Origin of the sequence: Bradyrhizobium sp. 44 (assembly GCF_023073095.1) — a bacterium.
In the GTDB taxonomy this organism is placed as follows: Bacteria; Pseudomonadota; Alphaproteobacteria; order Rhizobiales; family Xanthobacteraceae; genus Bradyrhizobium.
Window position 1 is genome coordinate 890,457 of record NZ_JADPIY010000014.1, and the last position, 18,844, is coordinate 909,300.

The following is an 18,844-nucleotide window of genomic DNA, read 5'->3' on the forward strand; positions in this document are numbered from 1 at the left end:
CGCGGACTCGGTGCCGCTCGTGTCCCGGGCGCACTGCAACGCTCTTGCGCTGCTGCGCAGAGCCGGGATCCACGAGCGACACGGTACAATGCAGCGACATGGGCCGCGGCTCTGCAGCGCACCGTCGAAGCCTAGCAGCGCCGCTCGTCGACACGAAGTTTTGGGCTCACGGAGAGCAATCCGCCCTGCCCTTGGCCTCTCGTACCCGAACGCTGCCGCGTCCACCGCAAGCCCGGCTCGCGAACGTGACGACCACAAGATCGCCCCTCAAGGATGAGCCGGGATGGGCGACACACACGCCAAAACGGAATTTCGGTAAAGTGGAATATTTTGCGCGGTGGGATTGACAGGAGGGCGACACAGCGAGCGCATCCGGACTACGGGAAGCTCGCTCCATGCTCACCCCGTCGGGGTGCCCTGCTTCCATTGGCCGCCGGCGATCTTCGCGGCGGCGATCACGGCTTGGGTCCGGCTTTCGACGCCGAGCTTTTGCAGGATGGCCGAGACATGCGCCTTGATGGTGGCCTCGGAGACGCCGAGCTCATAGGCGATCTGCTTGTTGAGCAACCCCTCCGACAGCATCATCAGGACCCGGACCTGCTGCGGCGTCAGCGTCACCAGCCGGTCGCGCAGGCGCGTCATGTCGGGATCGGCGACGGCCGACAGATCGGTGTCTGCCGGAACCCAGACGTCGCCCTCCATCACCTTGAGGATGGCGTCGCGCAAGGTCTCGACGCCAAATCGCTTCGGAATGAAACCGGAGGCGCCGAAATCGAGCGAGCGGCGGATCGTGGCGCTGTCGTCGGAAGCGGAGACGATCACCACCGGGATCGCCGGATATTGCGCGCGCAGATAGATCAGGCCTGAAAAGCCGGAGATCCCGGGCATCGAGAGGTCGAGCAGGATCAGGTCGACGTCGGAGGTCTGTTCCAAAAGCTTGGTCAAATCCTCGAACGATCCAGCCTCGTCGATCCTGGCCGAGCTCAGGACGCCCGCCACCGCCTGCCGCAGCGCGGCGCGGAACAATGGATGGTCATCGGCAATGACGAGATGGGTCGAGGGAGCGTTCATCGTTCTCTTGCTGGCAATCGCACCGGGCCAGTAGGCCGGCGCGGGGCCTTGGTCAATTGTTTCCCGACCAGCCGTGGCATGCAAGTGGACATTATCCCTTTGCGGCAACGGGGTTAATCCACAGGCCGGCACTATGTTGCCGAATGGAACGCCCGCGACGTCAGGTGCGCGTCAGTGCGAAAGGCCGAAAGTCGTATTGGGGCGGGTTTCACGCCAATGTTACCTTGGGGATAAGGCTTGGGTTGATCCGGCATGACCGGACATCCAGGACGCGAGGAAACGATTTTCGGGGAGCGACTCAATATGTCGACAATGGCTGTGTCTCAAGCAGGCGCGGGAGGGATGACGAAGGACGAACGGTTCGTCATTCTCGCCTCCTCGCTCGGTACCGTCTTCGAGTGGTACGATTTCTATCTCTACGGTTCGCTGGCCGGCATCATCGGCGCGCAGTTCTTCTCGGCCTATCCGCCGGCAACCCGCGACATCTTCGCGCTGCTGGCCTTCGCGGCGGGCTTCCTGGTGCGCCCGTTCGGCGCGATCGTGTTCGGCCGTGTCGGCGACATCGTCGGCCGCAAATACACCTTCCTCGTCACCATCCTGATCATGGGTCTGTCGACCTTCATCGTCGGCCTGCTGCCCAACGCGGCGACCATCGGCATCGCGGCCCCGATCATCCTGATCGCGCTGCGTCTCGCCCAGGGCCTGGCGCTCGGCGGTGAGTATGGCGGTGCGGCCACCTACGTCGCAGAGCATGCTCCGAACGGCAAGCGCGGCTACTACACCTCCTTCATCCAGACCACGGCGACGCTCGGCCTGTTCCTGTCGCTGCTGGTGATCCTGTTCACGCGCTCTGCGCTCGGCGAACCCGAGTTCGCGGCATGGGGCTGGCGCATTCCGTTCCTGGTCTCGGTGCTGCTGCTCGGCGTTTCGGTCTGGATCCGGCTTCGCCTCAACGAATCCCCGATCTTCCAGAAGATGAAGGACGAGGGGAAGAGTTCCAAGGCCCCGCTGACGGAAGCCTTCGGCAACTGGCAGAACGGCAAGCTCGTGCTGCTGGCGCTGCTTGGCGGCGTGATGGGCCAAGGCGTGGTCTGGTACACCGGCCAGTTCTACGCGCTGTTCTTCCTGCAATCGATCCTCAAGGTCGACGGCTACACTGCCAACCTGCTGATCGCCTGGTCGCTCCTGCTCGGCACCGGCTTCTTCATCGTGTTCGGCATGCTCTCCGACAGGATCGGCCGCAAGCCGATCATCCTCGGCGGCTGTCTGATCGCGGCGCTGACCTTCTTCCCGATCTTCAAGATGATCACCACCAACGCCAACCCGGCGCTGGAAAAAGCGATCGAGACGGTCAAGGTCGACGTGGTGGCGGATCCCGCAGGTTGCGGCGACCTGTTCAACCCGGTCGGCACCCGCGTCTTCACCTCGCCTTGCGACACCGCACGTGCCTATCTGTCGCAGTCGTCGGTCAAGTACTCGACCACGCCGGGTGCGGCAGGCTCCGGCGTGAAGGTGATGGTCAACGGCAAGGAAGTTGCCTACGCCAACGCCAAGGACGGCAACCCGGCAGTCCTCGCCGCCGTGCAGGGAGCCGGCTATCCGAAGCCCGGCGATGCGAGCATCGTGAAGATGGCGCATCCGTTCGACATCTTCCGTCCGCAGGTGGCCGCGGTCGTCGGACTGCTGTTCGTCCTGGTGCTCTTCGTCACCATGGTGTACGGCCCGATCGCCGCGATGCTGGTCGAACTGTTCCCGACCCGCATCCGCTACACCTCGATGTCGCTGCCCTACCACATCGGTAACGGCTGGTTCGGCGGCCTGCTGCCGGCGACCGCCTTCGCCATCGTGGCCTCGACGGGCGATATCTATGCGGGCCTCTGGTATCCGGTTATCTTCGCGTCGATTACCGTCGTGATCGGCTTGTTCTTCCTGCCGGAGACCAAGGACGTCGATATCAAGTCGACCTGATCGACGCAGATCCAGATCAACACCAACCGGCCGCGGTCTCCGCGGCCGGTTTTGTTTTGATCTCCAAATTCTTTGTTTTGACGCGTTTTCTTGACGCGAACCGGTATCCACTTCGCTCGAAAACGCTCTACGGATTGCCGATGAATTGCAGCACGATTTCGCGTCGGTGCGGGCGCTTGCGGTGCTCGATCAGGTAGATCGCCTGCCAGGTGCCGAGCGCGAGCTTGCCGCTCAGGACCGGCACATGAAGCGAAGTCTGGGTCAGCATTGTCTTGACGTGCGCCGGCATGTCGTCCGGTCCCTCGGCATCATGCGTCCAGCCGGCGTTCTCCGGCGCGAGTCGGGACAATGCCGTGGTGAGATCCACGAGCACGGAAGGGTCGGCGTTCTCCTGGATCGCCAGCGATGCCGAGGTGTGACGGACGAACAGCGTCAACGCGCCATCTCGCGCGCCTGCCTCGGCAACGAACTTCGCAGCTTCGCCCGTGAGGTCGGTGAAGCCGCGGCCCGGCGTCTGCACGGTCAACAGCGACGATGTGAGGGTGGTGGCCTGCACCGACGATGGCGCCGAGCGCGTGATGGATTTGGCTGATGTCATGAAAGTCTCGCCTGATCGAAAGCTGCCGTAGGGTGAGCAAAGCGAAGCGTGCCCACCCTGCATAGTCGGATAGATGGTGGGCACGGCGCGTCGCGCCTTTGCCTACCCTACGGCATCTCGCCGCGCGCTAAATCTTCCCCGACACGTCCTTCTGCACGCGATTGGCCATGTCGATCAGCCGGCGCCAGGCCCTTTCCAGGAACGACATCACGCGATCGACGTCCTGGTCGCTCGGCAGCGGGATCTCGATCCTGCGCTCGCCCTCGGCGGCCTTTGGTTCTCGTGCTTGCGGCTCCGCCTTCTTGAGCGGGTCGGTTTTCGGCAGCGCCTCGTCGATCTTGCCTGACACGGTCGGCCCCGCCGCAAGCCGTCCCTTCAGCGTCTCGACTTCGGCCTGGAGCCTGCCGATCTCGGCGTCGAGCGCGGTACGTTCATCGGGCACCGCGTAGCAGGCCCAGCCGGCGCCGCTGCGGGTGCAGGTCGACACCGTGCCGGTGCGGCTGTCGAGCCGCAGCACGCCCTCGGGGATGGGGCTCATGCTGTAGCGGCCGTTTTCGCCGTCGGGCGCGGATTGCGCGGCGAGGCCGCCGGCGCTGACCGCCATCACCGCCGCGAACGCCGCCGCCGCAAGCCATGATGCTGTGGATGAATTCGCTGGTCTCATCGCGTTCTCCGCCACGACGGGCCGGTAGCACGTCCAAAGATGGCGCTCATAAAGGTGGCACTCATAAGGGTGGCACTTCTTGCAAATTCTACACCCCGGCGAGGCGATCCGCCGCTCAAAACGCGCCTCTGATATGAACGATCACGGCGCCCCCTTTGATCCCGGCAGCCGCGCGAAATGGCGACTGCGTCCGCCGATCAAGCGGAGACCTGCTGCGGTGCGGCGTCACGCTGTGTGCAGCGCTGCCGCCTGCGCCAATATTGTCAAATAAATCAGTCACATAACTGGAATGGACACAATCGTGACTTGGCTTGACTTGATTATGGGCCATCAGTATGGTCCGCGCGGCTTTTGAGGGTGGCGGGCGTAATTTCCATTCAGCCGCGGCGTTTCGGGTCTTTGTTGCATGACACAGGGCACGGGACACGGCGAGAATGGAGATCGCGATAGATCGCCCGAGGAAGCTGCGCTTTCCGATCGGCTCGGAAATCTTGATCAGCGGTTGTCCGAATTTCGCGGCCGCCACGTCAAGACCGAGCAACCCGCAGGTGACGGTGAGGACAGAGCGGCCAGAGCCTCGGCGATGGCGCTTGGTTTCCGGTTATCCTCCGAGTTGGTCGCCGGGGTCGTTGTCGGAGCGGGGATTGGCTGGGGTTTCGACCGCTTGCTGTCGACGTCGCCTTTCGGATTTATCGTGTTCCTGCTGCTGGGCTTCGTCGCCGGCGTGGTGAATGTGGTGAGAACGGCAGGCGCGGGTCAAAACAGGCGCGGTGGTTCTTAAGCGATCCACACCAGGAGAGGAATGATCGTGCCGGCTCGTGCCGGTACGGGCCGGGCCCGACCGGCAGACCGAGACCCGCCGGCATCGCCCGGCAGACCAAGAGATGCCGCGCTGATGAAAATCGATCCGATCCACCAATTCAACATCGAGCCTCTCTTCACCCTGGGCCATATCGGCAACCACACGATCGCCTTCACCAATTCGTCGCTCTACATGCTGGTGGCGGTCGCGATCATCTCGATCCTGATGCTCGCCAGCGGCACGCAGCTGGTTCCCGGGCGCCTGCAGTCGGTCGCCGAAATCTCCTACGAGTTCGTGGCCTCGACCATCCGCTCGACGGCCGGCGCGGAAGGCATGAAGTTCTTTCCGCTGATCTTCTCGCTGTTCATGTTCATCTGCGTTTCGAACCTGGTCGGCATCATCCCCTACACCTTCACGATCTCGAGCCATCTGATCGTCACCGCCGCTCTGGCGCTGCTGGTCTTCTTCACGGTCCTGATCTACGGCATTGCCAAGAACGGCCTGAAATTCTTCTCGATCTTCGTGCCCCACGGCGTCCCCGGCTACATCCTGCCCTTGGTGATGTTCATCGAGATCCTGTCGTTCTTCCTGCGGCCGGTCTCCCACAGCGTCCGTCTGTTCGCCAACATGCTGGCCGGCCACATCGCGCTGAAGGTGTTCGCGGGCTTCGTCGCCATGCTCGGCTTCTCGCTCGGCGCCCTTGGCTGGGTCGGCGGCGTGCTGCCGCTGGCGCTCACGGTCGCGCTGTACGCTCTCGAAATTCTGGTCGCGTTCCTGCAAGCCTATGTGTTTGCGATCCTGACCTGCATCTACCTCAACGACGCTATTCATCCGGGACACTGAGCGGTCCGGGGAATTTCCACCCAAAACCCAATCTTTCTTCCAAGGAGTCTAAAATGGATCCGGCAGCAGCAAAACTTATCGGCGCGGGCATCGCATGCATCGGCATGGGCGGCGCAGGCGTCGGCGTCGGCGTGATCTTCGGCAACTATCTTGCCGCAGCCGTTCGCAACCCCTCGGCCGCTCAGGGCCAGTTCGGCAATCTGATCTTCGGCTTCGCCGTGACCGAAGCGCTGGGCATTTTCTCGCTGCTGATCGCGCTGCTGCTGCTGTTCGTTCCGCTCTGAGGACGATTTTTCGCGCCGCTTCGACCGAAGCGACGCGCATGACAGCAACAGGAGTAATCCATGGCTGAAAGTCATGGCGGCGCAAAAGGTCCGGCGGCGGGCGCCCACACCGGGTCCGAAGGCGGTCACGGTGGCGGCTTTCCCCCGTTCGAGAGCGGCACCTATGCTTCACAGCTGGTGTCGCTCGCGATCTTCTTCGTCGCGCTTTACGTGATCGTGTCCAAGCTCGCTCTGCCGCGCGTCGGCGGTGCGATCGAGGCGCGTCAGAACAAGATTGAGGGCGACCTCGCCGAAGCGCAGAAGCTGAAGGACCAGTCCGAAGCGGCGCTGAAGGCCTATGAAAGCGAGCTTGCTTCGGCGCGCTCGCGCGCGCAGGCCATCGGCAACGAATCCCGCGACAAGGCGAATGCGCAGGCGGACGCCGAGCGCAAGGCGCTGGAAGAGCAACTGGCGGCCAAGCTCGCCGAGGCGGAGAAGACCATCGCCTCGACCCGTGCGACCGCCATGAGCAACGTCCGCGGCATCGCGGCCGATGCGGCAGGCACCATCGTGCAGCAGCTCACCGGCGTGGTTCCGGACGCGGCATTGGTCAATGCCGCCGTTGATGCGTCCTTGAAGGGTTAATCGATATGTTCTTCGATCCTGAAACCTGGGTCGCCATCGCCTTCGTGATCCTGATGGTCGTGTTCGGCTATCTCGGGGTCTTCAAGAAGGCCATGACTGCGCTCGACCATCGCGCCGATCGCATCAAGGCCGAACTCGACGACGCGACGCGCCTCAAGCAGGAAGCCGCCAAGGTGCTCGCCGACTACAAGGCGCGCACCGCCTCGGCCGAACGCGAGGCCGCCGACATCATCGCGAACGCGAAGAGCGAAGCCGAGCGCATCGCAATCGAGGCCAAGGCCAAGGTGGAAGATTTCGTCGCTCGCCGCACCAAGACCGCGGAGGGCAAGATCGCGCTCGCCGAGGCTCAGGCGGTGGCCGATGTTCGCGCCGCAGCTGCGGAAGCCGCCGTCCAGGCCGCCTCCACGATCCTGTCGCAGTCGGTCAGGGGCCAGGTCGCCGACGATCTGCTCGCCAAGGGCATTACCGAAGTCAGGCAGAAGCTGAACTGAGGGGCTTCGCCTTCACTCATCAAAAAGCCGGCGCGATGAGCGCCGGCTTTTTTTGTTTGATAGTTTGCTTTCTCGACGTCATGGCCGGGCTTGTCCCGGCCATCCACGTTCTATTCAGGCGGAGCGAAGGACGTGGATGCCCGGGACAAGCCCGGGCATGACGGTCACTTGCAAAATCATTCGCTACTTCTTCTTCGCCCGCGCCTTCGGCTCGGGTGACAGCGCCTGCGGATCGAAGCCGACATAGAAGATGTAGCTATCGGCGTCCTTGGCCGAAGGCATCGGATAGACCAGATCCTCGGCCACGAAGGTGAAGGGGACGCTGCCGCCCTCCGACATTCCGACCGTGGTCCGGTAGGCCTTGGAAGCGATCACCTTCTCGCCGATGCCGCCATGCACCACGGCGACGCGCAGCGGCACCTCGACGCTCGCCGGCGCGCCGGCGGGACCGGCAATGACGCGGCCCTGGATGCCGATCCGGGCCGTGATGTCGCCGCCATTGCGGGTGCATTCGCGCGCCATCTTGGTGATGGTGGCCTGGAAGCGGATCTCGTTGCCGACGGCCGGTTTGCCGGTGGCACCGACCGCGTAGGTGGAGGCTCCTGCACGCACCGTGACCTGCGGGCAATCAAGATCATCATCAGCCGCCGGCTGTCCCGGTGCAGGCGCCGGCTTGGGTTGGGCCGGCTCGTCCGACTTGCCGCCGAACAGGCCCTTGAATCGATCGGTCAGCGACTGCGCCGCGACTGGCGAGACGGAGACGAGCGCAACTGACAACACCAGCGCGACCGCTGCCCCCCGCCGCAACGCATTCCGCGGTGACCGAAGCTCCTGCACCATCAACACCCAAACTCCATGACGACAGCCCGGCCGATCACCGGCCGGGCTGCGCCGTTATATCGTCAAAACCGACGAACCCAAGGCAGCAAACAAGCAGACTTTGGTCACATGGATAAGCGGGCTCAGCCGCGGAAATCCTCGTGCAGCAGGCCGAACAGCAAATGGTCCTGCCAGATCCCGTTGATGCAGAGATAGCGGCGCGCCAGCCCCTCGCGGGAGAAACCGCACTTCTCCAGCACCCGGATCGACGGCGCATTGGTCGGGATGCAGGCGGCCTCGACCCGGTGCAGATTGAGCTCGCCGAACAGCGTCGGCAGCAGCACCCGCAGCGCGGCCGTCATGTAGCCGCGCTGGGCGTGGGGCTTCCCAACCCAATAGCCGATGGTGCCGGCCTGGACGATGCCGCGGCGGACATTGGCGAGCGTGATGCCGCCGACCATGGCGCCGTCGAGCTCCCGGAAGATCAGAAAGGGATAGGACCGGTCTGCGGCGATGTCCTCGGAATAGCGGCGCAGGCGACGGCGGAAGCCGGAGCGCGTGAGATCGTCCGACGGCCAGATCGGCTCCCAGGGCGTCAGGTAATCGCGGCTGGACTCGCGCAGATGGGCCCATTGCAGGAAGTCCGACATCTGCGGCGCGCGTAGCAACAGGCCGTTGCCGCGCGGCGCGAGAGCGGCGGGTCCACTGGATGGCAGGCGGAAGAGGGCCATGGTGATGCTTCCCGGGGGCGGATCAACCCGTGCGCGGCTCCTAATGCAGCCGCGCCTTGGCGCGTGCCCGGGTCAATCCTTCCGCAAAAGACACCGCCGTGTCCAGACCCCTGCCACTGCCCAATGCGACAACCGCAGGGCGGCTGCGCGAAAGCAGCGCACGCGCCGCATCACGGGTCGATTCGACGCTGACAGCGTCGATCCGGGCCACCAGCTCCTCGGCGGTCTGGGGCCGGCCATAGGCCAGCACATGCCGGGCGAGCTGCTCGGCGCGGGACGAGCAGCTCTCCAGCGCCATCAGCAGCCCCGCCTTCATCTGCGCCTTGGCCCGCGCGATCTCGACCTCGGTCAGGGTCTCGACCGAATCATTCATGATGTCGACCACGACCTCCATCATCTCGGGCGCATCGGCCGGATCGGTGCCGGTGTAGAGGCCGAAGAAGCCGGTGTCGGTATAGGGGGCGTGGAACGAGTAGATCGAGTAACAGAGACCGCGCTTCTCACGCACCTCCTGGAACAGCCGCGACGACATCCCGCCGCCGAGGATGTTGGTGAAGACCTGGAGCGAGAACAGCGACAGATCGGTCTGCGGCACGCCCTCCAGCGCCAGCGTCAGATGCGCCTGCTCGAGTTCGCGATGCACCACCTTGGTACCGCCCTTGCCGAACTGCGCGGCTTGCGGCTTGGGACCCGCGGTCCCCTCAAAACTGGCAAAGCGCTGCTCGACCTCGGCGACCACCTGCTTGTGATCGACCGCCCCGGCTGCCGCCACCACCATGTCGGGGCCGCGGTAATGCGTCGACAGATAGTCGCGCAGCGAGTCGCGGCTGAAGGCACGCAAGGTCTTCGCAGTGCCGAGCAGCGAGCGGCCCATCGGCTGGTCGGGATAGCAGAGCTCGTTGAGATGCTCGAACACGACGTCGTCAGGCGTGTCCTGCGCCGCGCCGATCTCCTGCACGATGACGTTCTTCTCGCGCTCGAGCTCGTCGGGCTCGAAGGCCGGGTTGGCCAGGATGTCGGCGAGCACGTCGAGCGCGAGCGGCACGTCGGCCTTCAGCACCCGCGCATAATAGGACGTGGTCTCGGTCGAGGTGCCGGCGTTGAGGTCGCCGCCGACCGCCTCGATCTCCTCGACGATCTCGCGCGAGGAGCGCTTCGTCGTGCCCTTGAACGCCATATGTTCCAGAAGATGCGAGATGCCGTGCTCGTTGGGCTTCTCGTCGCGCCCGCCGACGCCGGCCCAGACGCCGAGCGCCGCAGTCTCGAGATGGGGCATCTTGTCGGTGACGACAGTCAGGCCGGACGCAAGCTTGGAAATCTCGACGCTCATCCGGCAACTCCCTGTTTCGCGGCGCGGCTGACCGACAGCACGAACCGCTCGACCTCGGCCTGGTCGTTCTTCATCACCTTCATGTGTTCGGATTTGGTCATCAGGCCATCGAGCCAGGCCGGCAGTTGCGGCCGCTGGCCGCAGGCCGCTTCGACCGCATCGGGGAATTTGGCCGGATGGGCGGTGGACAGCACGATGCTGGGAACCGTCCTGTCCGTGGTGTCGCGGTCGGCGACCGCAAGCGCGACCGCGGTATGGGGATCGACCAGTTCGCCCGCCTCGCGCCAGGCGGCGCGGATCGCGGCCGCGGTCTCGGTCTCGTCGGCCCGGCCCGCGTCGAATCCCTCGCGGATCGCGGCCAGCGTCGCATCGGGCAGCACGAAGCGGCCGGACTGCTTCAGCGAATCCATCAGACGGCGCACGCCGGCAGCATCGCGGCCGCCAGCCTCGAACAGCAGCCGCTCGAAATTCGAGGAGATCTGGATGTCCATCGACGGCGACGCCGTCGCGTGGACCTCCCGCACCTCGTAGATCCCGGTCTTCAGCGTGCGCGCCAGGATGTCGTTGACGTTGGCGGCGATGCCCAGGGTCCGCACCGGAAGACCCATGCGCTTGGCGACATAGCCGGCGAAGATGTCGCCAAAATTGCCGGTCGGCACGACGAAGTCCACCGCGCGCGCGGGTGCACCGGCGGCAACGGCGGAGGTGAAATAGTAGACCACTTGGGCGACGATCCGCGCCCAATTGATGGAATTGACGCCGGACAGCGACGTCGCATCGCGGAAGCGATGGTTGTTGAACATTGCCTTCACGAGGGCCTGGCAATCGTCGAAATTGCCCTCGACGGCGAGCGCATGGACGTTGGCCGCGCCCGTCGTCGTCATCATCCGCCGCTGCACCTCGGATATGCGGCCATGCGGGAACAGCACGATGAGGTCGACATTCTCGAGCCCTGCGAACGCGTCGACTGCAGCACCGCCGGTGTCGCCCGAGGTCGCGACCACGATGGTGGTGCGCTGGCCGCGCTTGGCGAGCACGTGGTCCATCAGCCGCGAGATCAGCTGCATCGCCACGTCCTTGAAAGCGAGCGTCGGACCGTGGAACAGCTCCAGCACGAACTGGTGCGGCGCCATCTGGCGCAGCGGCACCACCGCCGGATGGCGGAAAGTGGCGTAGGCCTCGTTCGCCATGCGGCCGAGCTCGGCGTCCGAGATCTCGCCGGCGACGAAGGGGCGGATCACCTCGACCGCGACCTCCCAATAGGGACGACCGAAGAAGCCGGCGATGGCGTCAGTCGAGAGTTGCGGCCAGGTGGCCGGCACATACAGGCCGCCGTCGCGGGCGAGCCCGGTCAGCATCACATCGCAGAAGCCGAGTTCGGGGGCCTCGCCCCGGGTCGAGATATAACGAGTCAAACTGCCCTCCAAAGGCCGGCCGAGCCTGGGCTCGATCCGCAAGCCTTTGATTTTACGAAATTACTTGTCAACAGCCAGAGGCTTTGAGCCACCATAAAGTGTTTTGCGGCATCAGGAAACCGCTTCGCGGCTGGGGCCATCCAAGGAAAAAGGCTGCCAACAAAAAGGGCTGCGGCAATGCCGCAGCCCTCTCTTGGAAGGTCTGTCGTTGTGTGCAGACCGGTTTGGCCTCTTGGGGTCACCGACCCGCAAAAACTGTTCGCGCAAGCTTTCGTCGGCTGTCACGACATCGTCAAGGGACAAAACGGGTTGTGTGAGAAAATGTTCCTGTTTTTCCCGACAGGTTTCGGCCCGGACAAGCATTCGCCAGCGGCACCGCATCGCACATTGCCATTATATCCCGAGCGACAGACCGTTCGGGAACGAACGACGGCTGCGCTCATTGTGTCGGCGGATGGTGTCGGCGCTATCCATGCATTGCCCGGCTGAGCGCCGACCGGTCCGCCCGCCGAACCGGCAGCATCCTGGAGCAGCCGGTTCGGCGCCCCGGGCGTCAGTTCATCCCGATTTCCACCGCGATCCGGATCAGGTCGGAATGGTTCTTGGCACCGAGCTTCTGCTTGAGCAGGGAGGTGGTGTTGGCGACGGTCTTGTAAGAGATACCGAGCGCCTCGGCGACCTCGACGATCTTGTCGCCTCGCCCCAGCAGGCGGAGAATCTCGAGCTCCCGCGGCGTCATCTGCGAGGCGGGATTGGCCTTGATCGCCGCGCCGGAAAACGTCACGGCTTCCGCGAGCTGCGGTGAGATGAAATTGTCGCCCGCAACGACCTTGCGCACCGCCTTGAGCAGGATCCGGGGATCGTCGCCCTTGGAGACGTAGCCCTGCGCGCCCAGCTCGACCGCCCGCACCACGAAGGCCGGATCGTCGTTCATGCTGAACATGATGATCTTGGCGTCGGGATCGTCCTTGCGAATGCGCCGCATCAGTTCAAAGCCGGAGACGTCCGGCAGGCTGATGTCGATCACAGTGACGTCGGGCCGCTTGCTGACATAGGCGCGATGCCCGGATTTGGCGTCGGTCGCCTCGTCGATCCGGATCGAATGGTCGGAGGCGAACAGGGTGCGGCAACCGGACAGGACCACGGGATGGTCGTCGACAATCAGGACGCGGGTCGCCGGCTTGGCAGTATCTTGCATTGTAACTCTCTAGTTTTTCGACTCATAAACCGACGGGAACAAATGGAAAGAGCAAATCCGACCGATGCGCGTTAGAATTGACCTAATGTGGCAACGCCTCTCGTTCCGAACCCAACTGTTTCTGCCGCTCGGCCTGAGCTTCCTCGCCGCGCTGATCATGAGCGGCGTGCTGCTCCAGATCTTCGCGACCGACCAATTGGCGGACGAGAACGAGCCGGGGCGGCGTTCGATCCAGACCGTTGCCGCCGCGCTCAACAACGCCCTGCGCACCTCGAACAATCCGCGGCAGACGCTCGACGCCTTTGTCCATTCTCTGGACAACTCCTCTGATATCCAATTCCGTGCCGCGGAGATGGGTCCCGCGTCCTCAGCGAGGGACGGTCCGCGCAAGCCGCATGGCGTCCCGCAATGGTTTGTCGACCTGCTCACCATTCCGGACATGGAGGCGGCAGCTCCGGTGACGATCGGCGAAAAACGTGTCGGCGATCTCGTCTTCCGGCCGGACCTGTCGGCCGACCTGTTCGAGAAATGGATCGGCTTTCTCGCGCTGACCAGCCTCGTTGCCGTGCTGATGGTGCTCACCGGCACCATTGCCTATGTTTTCGCGGGATCGGCCCTGCGCCCGCTGCAATATCTCGGCGAAGGGCTCACGCGGATGCGGCGCGGCGACTACGCCACGCCGATCCCGGTCGGAGGACCGCCGGAAATCCGGCAAAGCTGCGAGGAGGCCAACGCGCTGGCCGAAACGCTGGCGCAATTGAGCCAGGACAATCGCGACCTGCTGCACCGCCTGGTGTCGCTCCAGGACGACGAGCGGCGCGATCTCGCGCGCGAACTGCACGACGAACTCGGTCCGCTGCTGTTCAGCATCCGCGCCGGCACGATCGCATTGGCCGACGCCTCGCCCCCGGCGGGAAATCCCAGCAGTTCGGCGCAGGATGTGTTGCAATCGGTCGAGGCGCTCCAGCAGACCAACCGCCGCATCCTCGACCGGTTGCGACCGCTCTACATCGAGGAATTGGGTCTGGAGACCACCGTGCAGACGCTGCTCCGGAATTTCCGCAAGCAGGCGCCGTCACTCGACCTGACGGACACGATCGATCCGGATCTCAACGCGATCGACGGGCCGCTGGCTCAAACCGTCTATCGCGTGATTCAGGAGGCGCTGACCAACGTGTTGCGTCATGCCGGCGCCAGCAATGCCCATGTGCAGGCGACCTTCGCCGGCGAGGCGGTCGTCATCGAGATTTCCGACGACGGTGGCGGCTTCCCCGAAGGCAATTTGTTCGGTCGCGGCCTGACCGGCATGCATGAGCGCGTGCGCGCACTCAGCGGATCGCTGTCACTGCTGCGCGTGGACGACCGGACCTATGTGCGCTGCCGCCTTCCCGCCGGACCGGCGCGCGAGGCGCCGGTCACCGGCTAGCGTTTTCGCGAGGTGGATACCGGTTCGCGTGAAGAAAACGCGTCAAAATAAGAATCTGGAGTCTCTAGCAAGCACAGCCAAGCTGCGCGTTCTGTCGCGCCGGTTCGCACAGCGTGGCGCGGATCTTGCCGTCCGGGCTGAAGCAAAACGAGGCGCGGATGCGCAGCGCGCCGGCGACGGAATATTCGAGATCGATGCCGTGGGGCGCAGGATGGATTTCCTCCAGCCCAAAACCGGCCGACGAAAAAGCGCTGAGCCGCGGCTGCCAATAGGCTTCGAGCTCGCTCCGGCCGCGATAGTGCTGCGTGCCGTTGCACGTGCATTCGACCTGCGCATCGTCCGCATAGAGGTCGAGGAGCGTCGCGAGGTCGCCCTTCCTGCAGGCATCCACCCAGTCGACGACAATTCCCATCTGGTCGAAATCGCTCACGCTGCAATCCTGTCTGCCGCGAAAAAACGATGGCGGCTTAGGACCACACTCGTGAATGTGCGCTGAATGGTAAACCCCGGGCGATACCGGGTTCCCTAGGTGGATCTACGGAGCTCAGCCCCGCCGCCGCCCTCTTGCCCACACGGCGAAGGCGATGAGCACGGCGCCTGCAAGCGTGAACCAGGTGATGGCGTATTGCAGGTGATCGTCCTTGAGATGCACGTCGAGCGGTCCCGGCCGCGGAATGCCGTTCTCGGGCGCCGGCTGCTCAAGGTCGACATAGAACGGCGCAACCGCGCCCCAGCCCAGCGCGCTCGCGATCGCCACGTGATCGCGCACGAACCACAGCCGCTTGTCGCGGTTCTCCGCCGGAGTCAGCCAGCCAGGCGCCTCGGGGAAGCGCAGATAACCGGTAAACGAGACCTCCTGCCCCGTGACGAGCTTCTTGACCGCTCGATCCTCGACGCTGCGATCCTGCATGGTGTTTTCGACGAAGCCCGCATCGATCACCACCGTCTCGCCGCTCGGCAGCCGCGCCGGCAGGAACGCCCAGGTGCCGGGGCCCGACGCGTCCTTGCGCACGGCGGAGCCGGGGGAATAGACCATCGCGTCGGGCAAGGGCGCGTAGGTCGCGGTAAAGCTGACGCGGCGGAATTCATCGCGCGCGGGACTTAGCGCGGCCCATCGTGCCGGCGGCGGCAGAGCGACCGGTGCCTCCGCGAGGCGCTCGGTCAGTGCGGCGATCAGCTCGTGCTTGGCGATGCGGCGCTGCAATTGCCAGACACCGAGCACGATACAGACCGCGGTCAGGAATAGCGTGAACAGCGCGAAGCCGGCCACGCGGGGCTTGCGCGCGGTCTCGTTCATTTCGCGCGGTCGACCAGCCGGCCCGGCGCCGCCTTATGGTGGAATTGCAGCGCGATCAACAGCGACTTCATCGCGCGCAACGGCAGCAGGGTCGTCGCGAGGATCAGCGGCAGCCACAACACCGCGTGCAGCCAGTACGGCGGCTGGTACTTGACTTCGACGACGAGCGCGCAGCCGACCACGATCGCGCCGGCCAGCATGATGATGAAGATCGCCGGACCGTCACCGGAATCGATGAAGGCATAGTCGAGGCCGCAACGCTCGCAGGACGGCGCTAGCGTCAGGAAGCCCGCATAGAGCTTGCCCTGGCCGCAGCGCGGGCATTTGCAGGCAAGCCCGCGCAGCGCGCTCTGCAGGACGGTGGCTTGCGGCTCGGACGTATCGGCGGCTTCGTTCATGATGACAGGGTCTATCACAGTTTCTGCCGAAACCCCTGCGCGCAAAAAAGCAAAAGGGCGGCCCCGGAGGCCGCCCTTTCTCGATCCGAAGTCAGCCCGCTTAATGCGCGCCGTGGGCCATGGTCTCGGCGCCGTGTCCCCAGACATAGATGCAGAGGAACAGGAACAGCCAGACCACGTCGACGAAGTGCCAGTACCAGGCGGCGAACTCGAAGCCGAGATGCTGGGTCGGCGTGAAGTGGCCGGCATAGGCGCGGAACAGGCACACCAGCAGGAAGATGGTGCCGACCAGCACATGAAAACCGTGGAAGCCGGTCGCCATGAAGAAGGTCGCGCCGTAGACGTTGCCGCCGAAGGAGAAGGCCGCGTGGCTGTACTCATAGGCCTGCACGCAGGTGAAGAGCGCGCCGAGCACGACAGTGAGGATCAGGCCATATTTCAGGCCCTGGCGATCGTTCTCGAGCAGCGCATGGTGGGCCCAGGTCACCGTGGTGCCGGAGGTGAGCAGGATCAGCGTGTTCAGGAGTGGAAGATGCCAGGGATCGAAGGTCTCGATGCCGTGCGGCGGCCAGGTCCCCGGCACGGCGCAGGCGCCGGCCGCGGTCCCGAGACCACACCCGAACACCGCATCGCGGGTGGCGTGGACGGCGTCGGCCGGGAAGAGCGCCGCGTTGAAATAGGCCCAGAACCAGGCGACGAAGAACATCACCTCCGAGGCGATGAACAGGATCATGCCGTAGCGGTGATGCAGCTGCACCACGCGGGTGTGATCGCCCTTGTACTGGGCTTCCCTGATCACATCGCCCCACCAGCTCGCCATGGTGTAGAGCACACCGACGGTGCCGACACCGAAGATGATCGGCGCAGCCGAGAACATGTGGTGCATCCAGGTGATCGCGCCGACCGCCATGATGAAGGCGGAGATGGAGCCGACGACGGGCCATGGCGAGGGATCGACCAGGTGGTAGTCGTGATGCTTGGTGTGCGCCGTTGCCATTTGCGGTCTCGCTCCTCAATCCCGTGCCTGTCAGGCACCTATCCCCTTATTTCCAACCCCGGCGCGTGAGCCCGGAGATCAGAGATTTCCCTTGCGTTTGTCGTCTTCGCTGGCCGCGAGCGGCTTCACCACCGGATCTTTCACCGGATAGAACGTGTAGGACAGCGTGATCGTGTTGAGACCGTCGTTCTCGTGGTCGTCGGCAATCGACGGATCGACGTAGAACACGACCGGCATCTCGCGCTTCTCGCCGGGCGCCATGGTCTGCTCGGTGAAGCAGAAGCAGTTGATCTTCTGGAAATAGGATCCGACCGTCAGCGGCGCGACATTGTAGGCGGCCTGGCCTGCAGTGGTCCGTGCGGCCTGGTTGGTCACCGTGTAAAAGACGGTCACGACCTGGCCGATATTGACCTCGATCTCGCTCTGCTCTGGTTCGAACTTCCAGGGCAGGCCGGGCGCAACGTTGGAATCGAAACGCACCGCGATCTTCCGTGCGATCGGCCCGCTGGCCGGCGCCGAGGTCGCGACCTGGGTCGTGCCGTTGAAGCCGGTGGCGCGGCAGAACCAGTTGTAGAACGGCACCGCCGCGTAGGAGGCGCCGACCATCAGCGCGACCACGCCGCCGCAGATCGAGGCGACCACCACGTCGCGGCCAAGCCCCTTGGCAGGCCTGCGGCCTTTGGTGGCCGTCCGGCTCTGATCCCGCGATATGATCGGCTTCTGATCCATGTTTCCTACATCGGCCGGACGAGCACGGCCGGCCCCTTGACCATGGTCACGGCGAAGAACAGCACCACGAGCACGCCGAGCGCGAGCGCGATCGCGATCGAGCGCTGACGACGGCTCTTCTTCTGCGCCTCGGTGAGGACGATTCCATCTATCTCGGGTTTGTCGGCCATTCCTGCGATCATGCGCCCCCTACCATCGGCGCAAGCGCCCGGAACACGACCTCGGCCAGCAAGGTCGCAAACAGCGCAAACAGATAAAGGATGGAGAACGCGAACAGCTTGCGGGTCGCCCGCAGCGATTGGCTGCGCTCGCGACGGACATAGACATTGATGGCGAACGCCAGCATGCCGGCGCCGAGGATCAGCGAGACGATGCCGTAGATGGCGTCGAAATAGCCGAGCGCCCAGGGCGCAGCCGCGACTGCGATCAGCACGATGGTATAGAGCAGGATCTGAAGCCGCGTCGCGTCGGGACCGGCGACGTTGGGCAGCATCGGAATGCCGGCGCGCGCGTAGTCGTCGGAGCGGAACAGCGCCAGCGCCCAGAAGTGCGGCGGGGTCCAGAAGAAGATGATGGCGAACAGCAGCAGAGGCTCGACGTCGACCGTGCCTGTGACCGCGGCCCAGGCCACCACCGGCGGCAGCGCGCCGGCGGCACCGCCGATCACGATGTTCTGCGCGGTCCAGCGCTTCAGGCCGATCGTGTAGATCACGACGTAGAAGAAGATGGTGAAGGCGAGCAGCGCGCCCGCGATCCAGTTGACGAGGATGCCGAGCGTCATCACCGAGAAGAAGGCGAGCGTCATGCCGAAGGTCATCGCCTCGGGACGGGTGATGCGGCCGCGCGGAATCGGCCGGTTCGCCGTGCGCGACATCTTGGCGTCGATGTCGCCTTCCAGCGCCATGTTGAGCGCCCCGGACGCGCCGGCGCCGACGGCGATGCAGAGCAGCGAGGTGAAGGCCAGCACCGGGTGGAAATGCCCGGGCGCCATCGCCATTCCGACCAGCGCGGTGAAGATCACCAGCGACATTACCCGCGGCTTCAGGAGCGCGATGTAATCGCCAACCTCCGCTTCGGAGATGCGGGGATTGATGTCGACGGCATTGTGGTCGAGGACGGACACTAGATTGACTCGCTTCTTTGTCGAGCCGCGGCGCCC

At 64.6% G+C, this 18,844-nt stretch carries 23 protein-coding genes; 8 read left to right on the plus strand and 15 right to left on the minus strand.

The genetic code is table 11. The annotated features are described in order from the left end of the window. Positions 1 to 399 precede the first annotated feature (399 nt). Positions 400 to 1,071 (minus strand): response regulator transcription factor, encoded by a 672-nt coding sequence (locus IVB41_RS15040; RefSeq protein ID WP_007599462.1) that lies wholly within the window; start codon positions 1,069 to 1,071, stop codon positions 400 to 402. Between the two features lie 342 nt (positions 1,072 to 1,413). Here IVB41_RS15040 and IVB41_RS15045 point away from each other — a divergent pair, with 342 nt between their 5' ends. After that, positions 1,414 to 3,039 (plus strand): MFS transporter, encoded by a 1,626-nt coding sequence (locus IVB41_RS15045; protein ID WP_197031213.1) that lies wholly within the window; start codon positions 1,414 to 1,416, stop codon positions 3,037 to 3,039. A gap of 127 nt (positions 3,040 to 3,166) precedes the next feature. Here IVB41_RS15045 and IVB41_RS15050 read toward each other — a convergent pair whose 3' ends face one another. Further along, positions 3,167 to 3,637 carry a secondary thiamine-phosphate synthase enzyme YjbQ gene (locus IVB41_RS15050; RefSeq protein ID WP_247432301.1) on the minus strand — a complete coding sequence of 157 codons (471 nt, stop codon included), beginning with the start codon at positions 3,635 to 3,637 and terminating at the stop codon, positions 3,167 to 3,169. A 127-nt stretch (positions 3,638 to 3,764) separates the two neighbouring features. Further along, a complete protein-coding gene (locus tag IVB41_RS15055) occupies positions 3,765 to 4,301 on the minus strand; it encodes a hypothetical protein (RefSeq protein ID WP_247432304.1) in 537 nt (178 codons plus the stop codon). 406 nt (positions 4,302 to 4,707) lie between these two features. Between IVB41_RS15055 and IVB41_RS15060 the strand changes: the two genes are divergently transcribed. From IVB41_RS15060 to IVB41_RS15080, 5 genes are all read left to right on the plus strand, one after another. Then, positions 4,708 to 5,082 carry an AtpZ/AtpI family protein gene (locus IVB41_RS15060; protein WP_007599457.1) on the plus strand — a complete coding sequence of 125 codons (375 nt, stop codon included), beginning with the start codon at positions 4,708 to 4,710 and terminating at the stop codon, positions 5,080 to 5,082. Between the two features lie 114 nt (positions 5,083 to 5,196). Further along, positions 5,197 to 5,946 (plus strand): F0F1 ATP synthase subunit A, encoded by a 750-nt coding sequence (locus tag IVB41_RS15065; RefSeq protein ID WP_018459993.1) that lies wholly within the window; start codon positions 5,197 to 5,199, stop codon positions 5,944 to 5,946. 53 nt (positions 5,947 to 5,999) lie between these two features. Further along, entirely contained in the window at positions 6,000 to 6,230 is a 231-nt protein-coding gene (locus IVB41_RS15070) for a F0F1 ATP synthase subunit C (RefSeq protein ID WP_007599451.1), read from the plus strand. 60 nt (positions 6,231 to 6,290) lie between these two features. After that, the gene (locus IVB41_RS15075) at positions 6,291 to 6,854 is read left to right on the plus strand and encodes an ATP synthase subunit B (protein ID WP_027570044.1); all 564 of its coding nucleotides are present in this window, start codon (positions 6,291 to 6,293) and stop codon (positions 6,852 to 6,854) included. Between the two features lie 5 nt (positions 6,855 to 6,859). Beyond that, positions 6,860 to 7,345, plus strand: coding sequence for an ATP F0F1 synthase subunit B (locus tag IVB41_RS15080; RefSeq protein ID WP_027570043.1), 486 nt, complete (start codon positions 6,860 to 6,862; stop codon positions 7,343 to 7,345). A gap of 183 nt (positions 7,346 to 7,528) precedes the next feature. Here the strand turns inward: IVB41_RS15080 and IVB41_RS15085 are convergent, their stop codons facing one another. The 4 genes from IVB41_RS15085 to thrC all read right to left on the minus strand — a co-directional run bounded on the left by IVB41_RS15085 (position 7,529) and on the right by thrC (position 11,640). After that, entirely contained in the window at positions 7,529 to 8,185 is a 657-nt protein-coding gene (locus tag IVB41_RS15085) for a hypothetical protein (RefSeq protein ID WP_027570042.1), read from the minus strand. A gap of 122 nt (positions 8,186 to 8,307) precedes the next feature. Continuing rightward, on the minus strand, positions 8,308 to 8,895 hold the full coding sequence (locus IVB41_RS15090) for a GNAT family N-acetyltransferase (RefSeq protein WP_007605081.1): 588 nt from the start codon (positions 8,893 to 8,895) through the stop codon (positions 8,308 to 8,310). Positions 8,896 to 8,935: 40 nt separating this feature from the next. Continuing rightward, a complete protein-coding gene (locus IVB41_RS15095) occupies positions 8,936 to 10,225 on the minus strand; it encodes a pitrilysin family protein (RefSeq protein ID WP_247283171.1) in 1,290 nt (429 codons plus the stop codon). Further along, a complete protein-coding gene (gene thrC, locus IVB41_RS15100; RefSeq protein WP_247283169.1) occupies positions 10,222 to 11,640 on the minus strand; it encodes a threonine synthase in 1,419 nt (472 codons plus the stop codon). The genes IVB41_RS15095 and thrC overlap by 4 nt, the downstream gene beginning before the upstream one ends. A gap of 177 nt (positions 11,641 to 11,817) precedes the next feature. Here thrC and IVB41_RS15105 point away from each other — a divergent pair, with 177 nt between their 5' ends. Beyond that, positions 11,818 to 12,129 carry a hypothetical protein gene (locus IVB41_RS15105; RefSeq protein ID WP_247432307.1) on the plus strand — a complete coding sequence of 104 codons (312 nt, stop codon included), beginning with the start codon at positions 11,818 to 11,820 and terminating at the stop codon, positions 12,127 to 12,129. Positions 12,130 to 12,193: 64 nt separating this feature from the next. On the opposite strand, the gene IVB41_RS15110 is transcribed toward IVB41_RS15105, so the two are convergent. Beyond that, positions 12,194 to 12,838, minus strand: coding sequence for a response regulator transcription factor (locus IVB41_RS15110; protein ID WP_008541266.1), 645 nt, complete (start codon positions 12,836 to 12,838; stop codon positions 12,194 to 12,196). Positions 12,839 to 12,923: 85 nt separating this feature from the next. Between IVB41_RS15110 and IVB41_RS15115 the strand changes: the two genes are divergently transcribed. Next, on the plus strand, positions 12,924 to 14,264 hold the full coding sequence (locus tag IVB41_RS15115; protein WP_247432310.1) for a histidine kinase: 1,341 nt from the start codon (positions 12,924 to 12,926) through the stop codon (positions 14,262 to 14,264). A gap of 64 nt (positions 14,265 to 14,328) precedes the next feature. Here IVB41_RS15115 and IVB41_RS15120 read toward each other — a convergent pair whose 3' ends face one another. From IVB41_RS15120 to IVB41_RS15150, 7 genes are all read right to left on the minus strand, one after another. Continuing rightward, a complete protein-coding gene (locus tag IVB41_RS15120) occupies positions 14,329 to 14,694 on the minus strand; it encodes a nuclear transport factor 2 family protein (RefSeq protein WP_027515278.1) in 366 nt (121 codons plus the stop codon). A gap of 114 nt (positions 14,695 to 14,808) precedes the next feature. Beyond that, positions 14,809 to 15,561, minus strand: coding sequence for an SURF1 family protein (locus IVB41_RS15125; protein ID WP_027570037.1), 753 nt, complete (start codon positions 15,559 to 15,561; stop codon positions 14,809 to 14,811). Then, a complete protein-coding gene (locus IVB41_RS15130) occupies positions 15,558 to 15,959 on the minus strand; it encodes a DUF983 domain-containing protein (protein WP_027570036.1) in 402 nt (133 codons plus the stop codon). Before IVB41_RS15130 ends, IVB41_RS15125 begins: the two co-directional genes overlap by 4 nt. Before the next feature lie 100 nt (positions 15,960 to 16,059). After that, complete coding sequence (locus IVB41_RS15135; RefSeq protein ID WP_007599437.1) at positions 16,060 to 16,956, minus strand: cytochrome c oxidase subunit 3; 897 nt, start codon at positions 16,954 to 16,956, stop codon at positions 16,060 to 16,062. Positions 16,957 to 17,034: 78 nt separating this feature from the next. Further along, complete coding sequence (locus tag IVB41_RS15140) at positions 17,035 to 17,685, minus strand: cytochrome c oxidase assembly protein (RefSeq protein ID WP_247432314.1); 651 nt, start codon at positions 17,683 to 17,685, stop codon at positions 17,035 to 17,037. Positions 17,686 to 17,690: 5 nt separating this feature from the next. Next, on the minus strand, positions 17,691 to 17,867 hold the full coding sequence (locus tag IVB41_RS15145) for a hypothetical protein (RefSeq protein ID WP_007599435.1): 177 nt from the start codon (positions 17,865 to 17,867) through the stop codon (positions 17,691 to 17,693). Continuing rightward, on the minus strand, positions 17,864 to 18,808 hold the full coding sequence (locus IVB41_RS15150) for a heme o synthase (protein ID WP_027570034.1): 945 nt from the start codon (positions 18,806 to 18,808) through the stop codon (positions 17,864 to 17,866). The genes IVB41_RS15145 and IVB41_RS15150 overlap by 4 nt, the downstream gene beginning before the upstream one ends. Positions 18,809 to 18,844: the final 36 nt, after the last annotated feature.

Coding starts and splice junctions, on each gene's coding strand:
- IVB41_RS15045 (WP_197031213.1), top strand. CDS start 1,414: ATGACGAAGGACGAACGGTTCGTCATTCTCGCCTCCTCGCTCGGTACC.
- IVB41_RS15145 (WP_007599435.1), bottom strand. CDS start 17,867: ATGATCGCAGGAATGGCCGACAAACCCGAGATAGATGGAATCGTCCTC.
- IVB41_RS15135 (WP_007599437.1), bottom strand. CDS start 16,956: ATGGCAACGGCGCACACCAAGCATCACGACTACCACCTGGTCGATCCC.
- IVB41_RS15105 (WP_247432307.1), top strand. CDS start 11,818: ATGCCGCAGCCCTCTCTTGGAAGGTCTGTCGTTGTGTGCAGACCGGTT.
- IVB41_RS15125 (WP_027570037.1), bottom strand. CDS start 15,561: ATGAACGAGACCGCGCGCAAGCCCCGCGTGGCCGGCTTCGCGCTGTTC.
- IVB41_RS15110 (WP_008541266.1), bottom strand. CDS start 12,838: ATGCAAGATACTGCCAAGCCGGCGACCCGCGTCCTGATTGTCGACGAC.
- IVB41_RS15055 (WP_247432304.1), bottom strand. CDS start 4,301: ATGAGACCAGCGAATTCATCCACAGCATCATGGCTTGCGGCGGCGGCG.
- IVB41_RS15080 (WP_027570043.1), top strand. CDS start 6,860: ATGTTCTTCGATCCTGAAACCTGGGTCGCCATCGCCTTCGTGATCCTG.
- IVB41_RS15040 (WP_007599462.1), bottom strand. CDS start 1,071: ATGAACGCTCCCTCGACCCATCTCGTCATTGCCGATGACCATCCATTG.
- IVB41_RS15060 (WP_007599457.1), top strand. CDS start 4,708: ATGACACAGGGCACGGGACACGGCGAGAATGGAGATCGCGATAGATCG.
- IVB41_RS15095 (WP_247283171.1), bottom strand. CDS start 10,225: ATGAGCGTCGAGATTTCCAAGCTTGCGTCCGGCCTGACTGTCGTCACC.
- IVB41_RS15090 (WP_007605081.1), bottom strand. CDS start 8,895: ATGGCCCTCTTCCGCCTGCCATCCAGTGGACCCGCCGCTCTCGCGCCG.
- IVB41_RS15070 (WP_007599451.1), top strand. CDS start 6,000: ATGGATCCGGCAGCAGCAAAACTTATCGGCGCGGGCATCGCATGCATC.
- IVB41_RS15075 (WP_027570044.1), top strand. CDS start 6,291: ATGGCTGAAAGTCATGGCGGCGCAAAAGGTCCGGCGGCGGGCGCCCAC.
- IVB41_RS15115 (WP_247432310.1), top strand. CDS start 12,924: ATGTGGCAACGCCTCTCGTTCCGAACCCAACTGTTTCTGCCGCTCGGC.
- IVB41_RS15065 (WP_018459993.1), top strand. CDS start 5,197: ATGAAAATCGATCCGATCCACCAATTCAACATCGAGCCTCTCTTCACC.
- IVB41_RS15130 (WP_027570036.1), bottom strand. CDS start 15,959: ATGAACGAAGCCGCCGATACGTCCGAGCCGCAAGCCACCGTCCTGCAG.
- IVB41_RS15050 (WP_247432301.1), bottom strand. CDS start 3,637: ATGACATCAGCCAAATCCATCACGCGCTCGGCGCCATCGTCGGTGCAG.
- IVB41_RS15140 (WP_247432314.1), bottom strand. CDS start 17,685: ATGGATCAGAAGCCGATCATATCGCGGGATCAGAGCCGGACGGCCACC.
- IVB41_RS15085 (WP_027570042.1), bottom strand. CDS start 8,185: ATGGTGCAGGAGCTTCGGTCACCGCGGAATGCGTTGCGGCGGGGGGCA.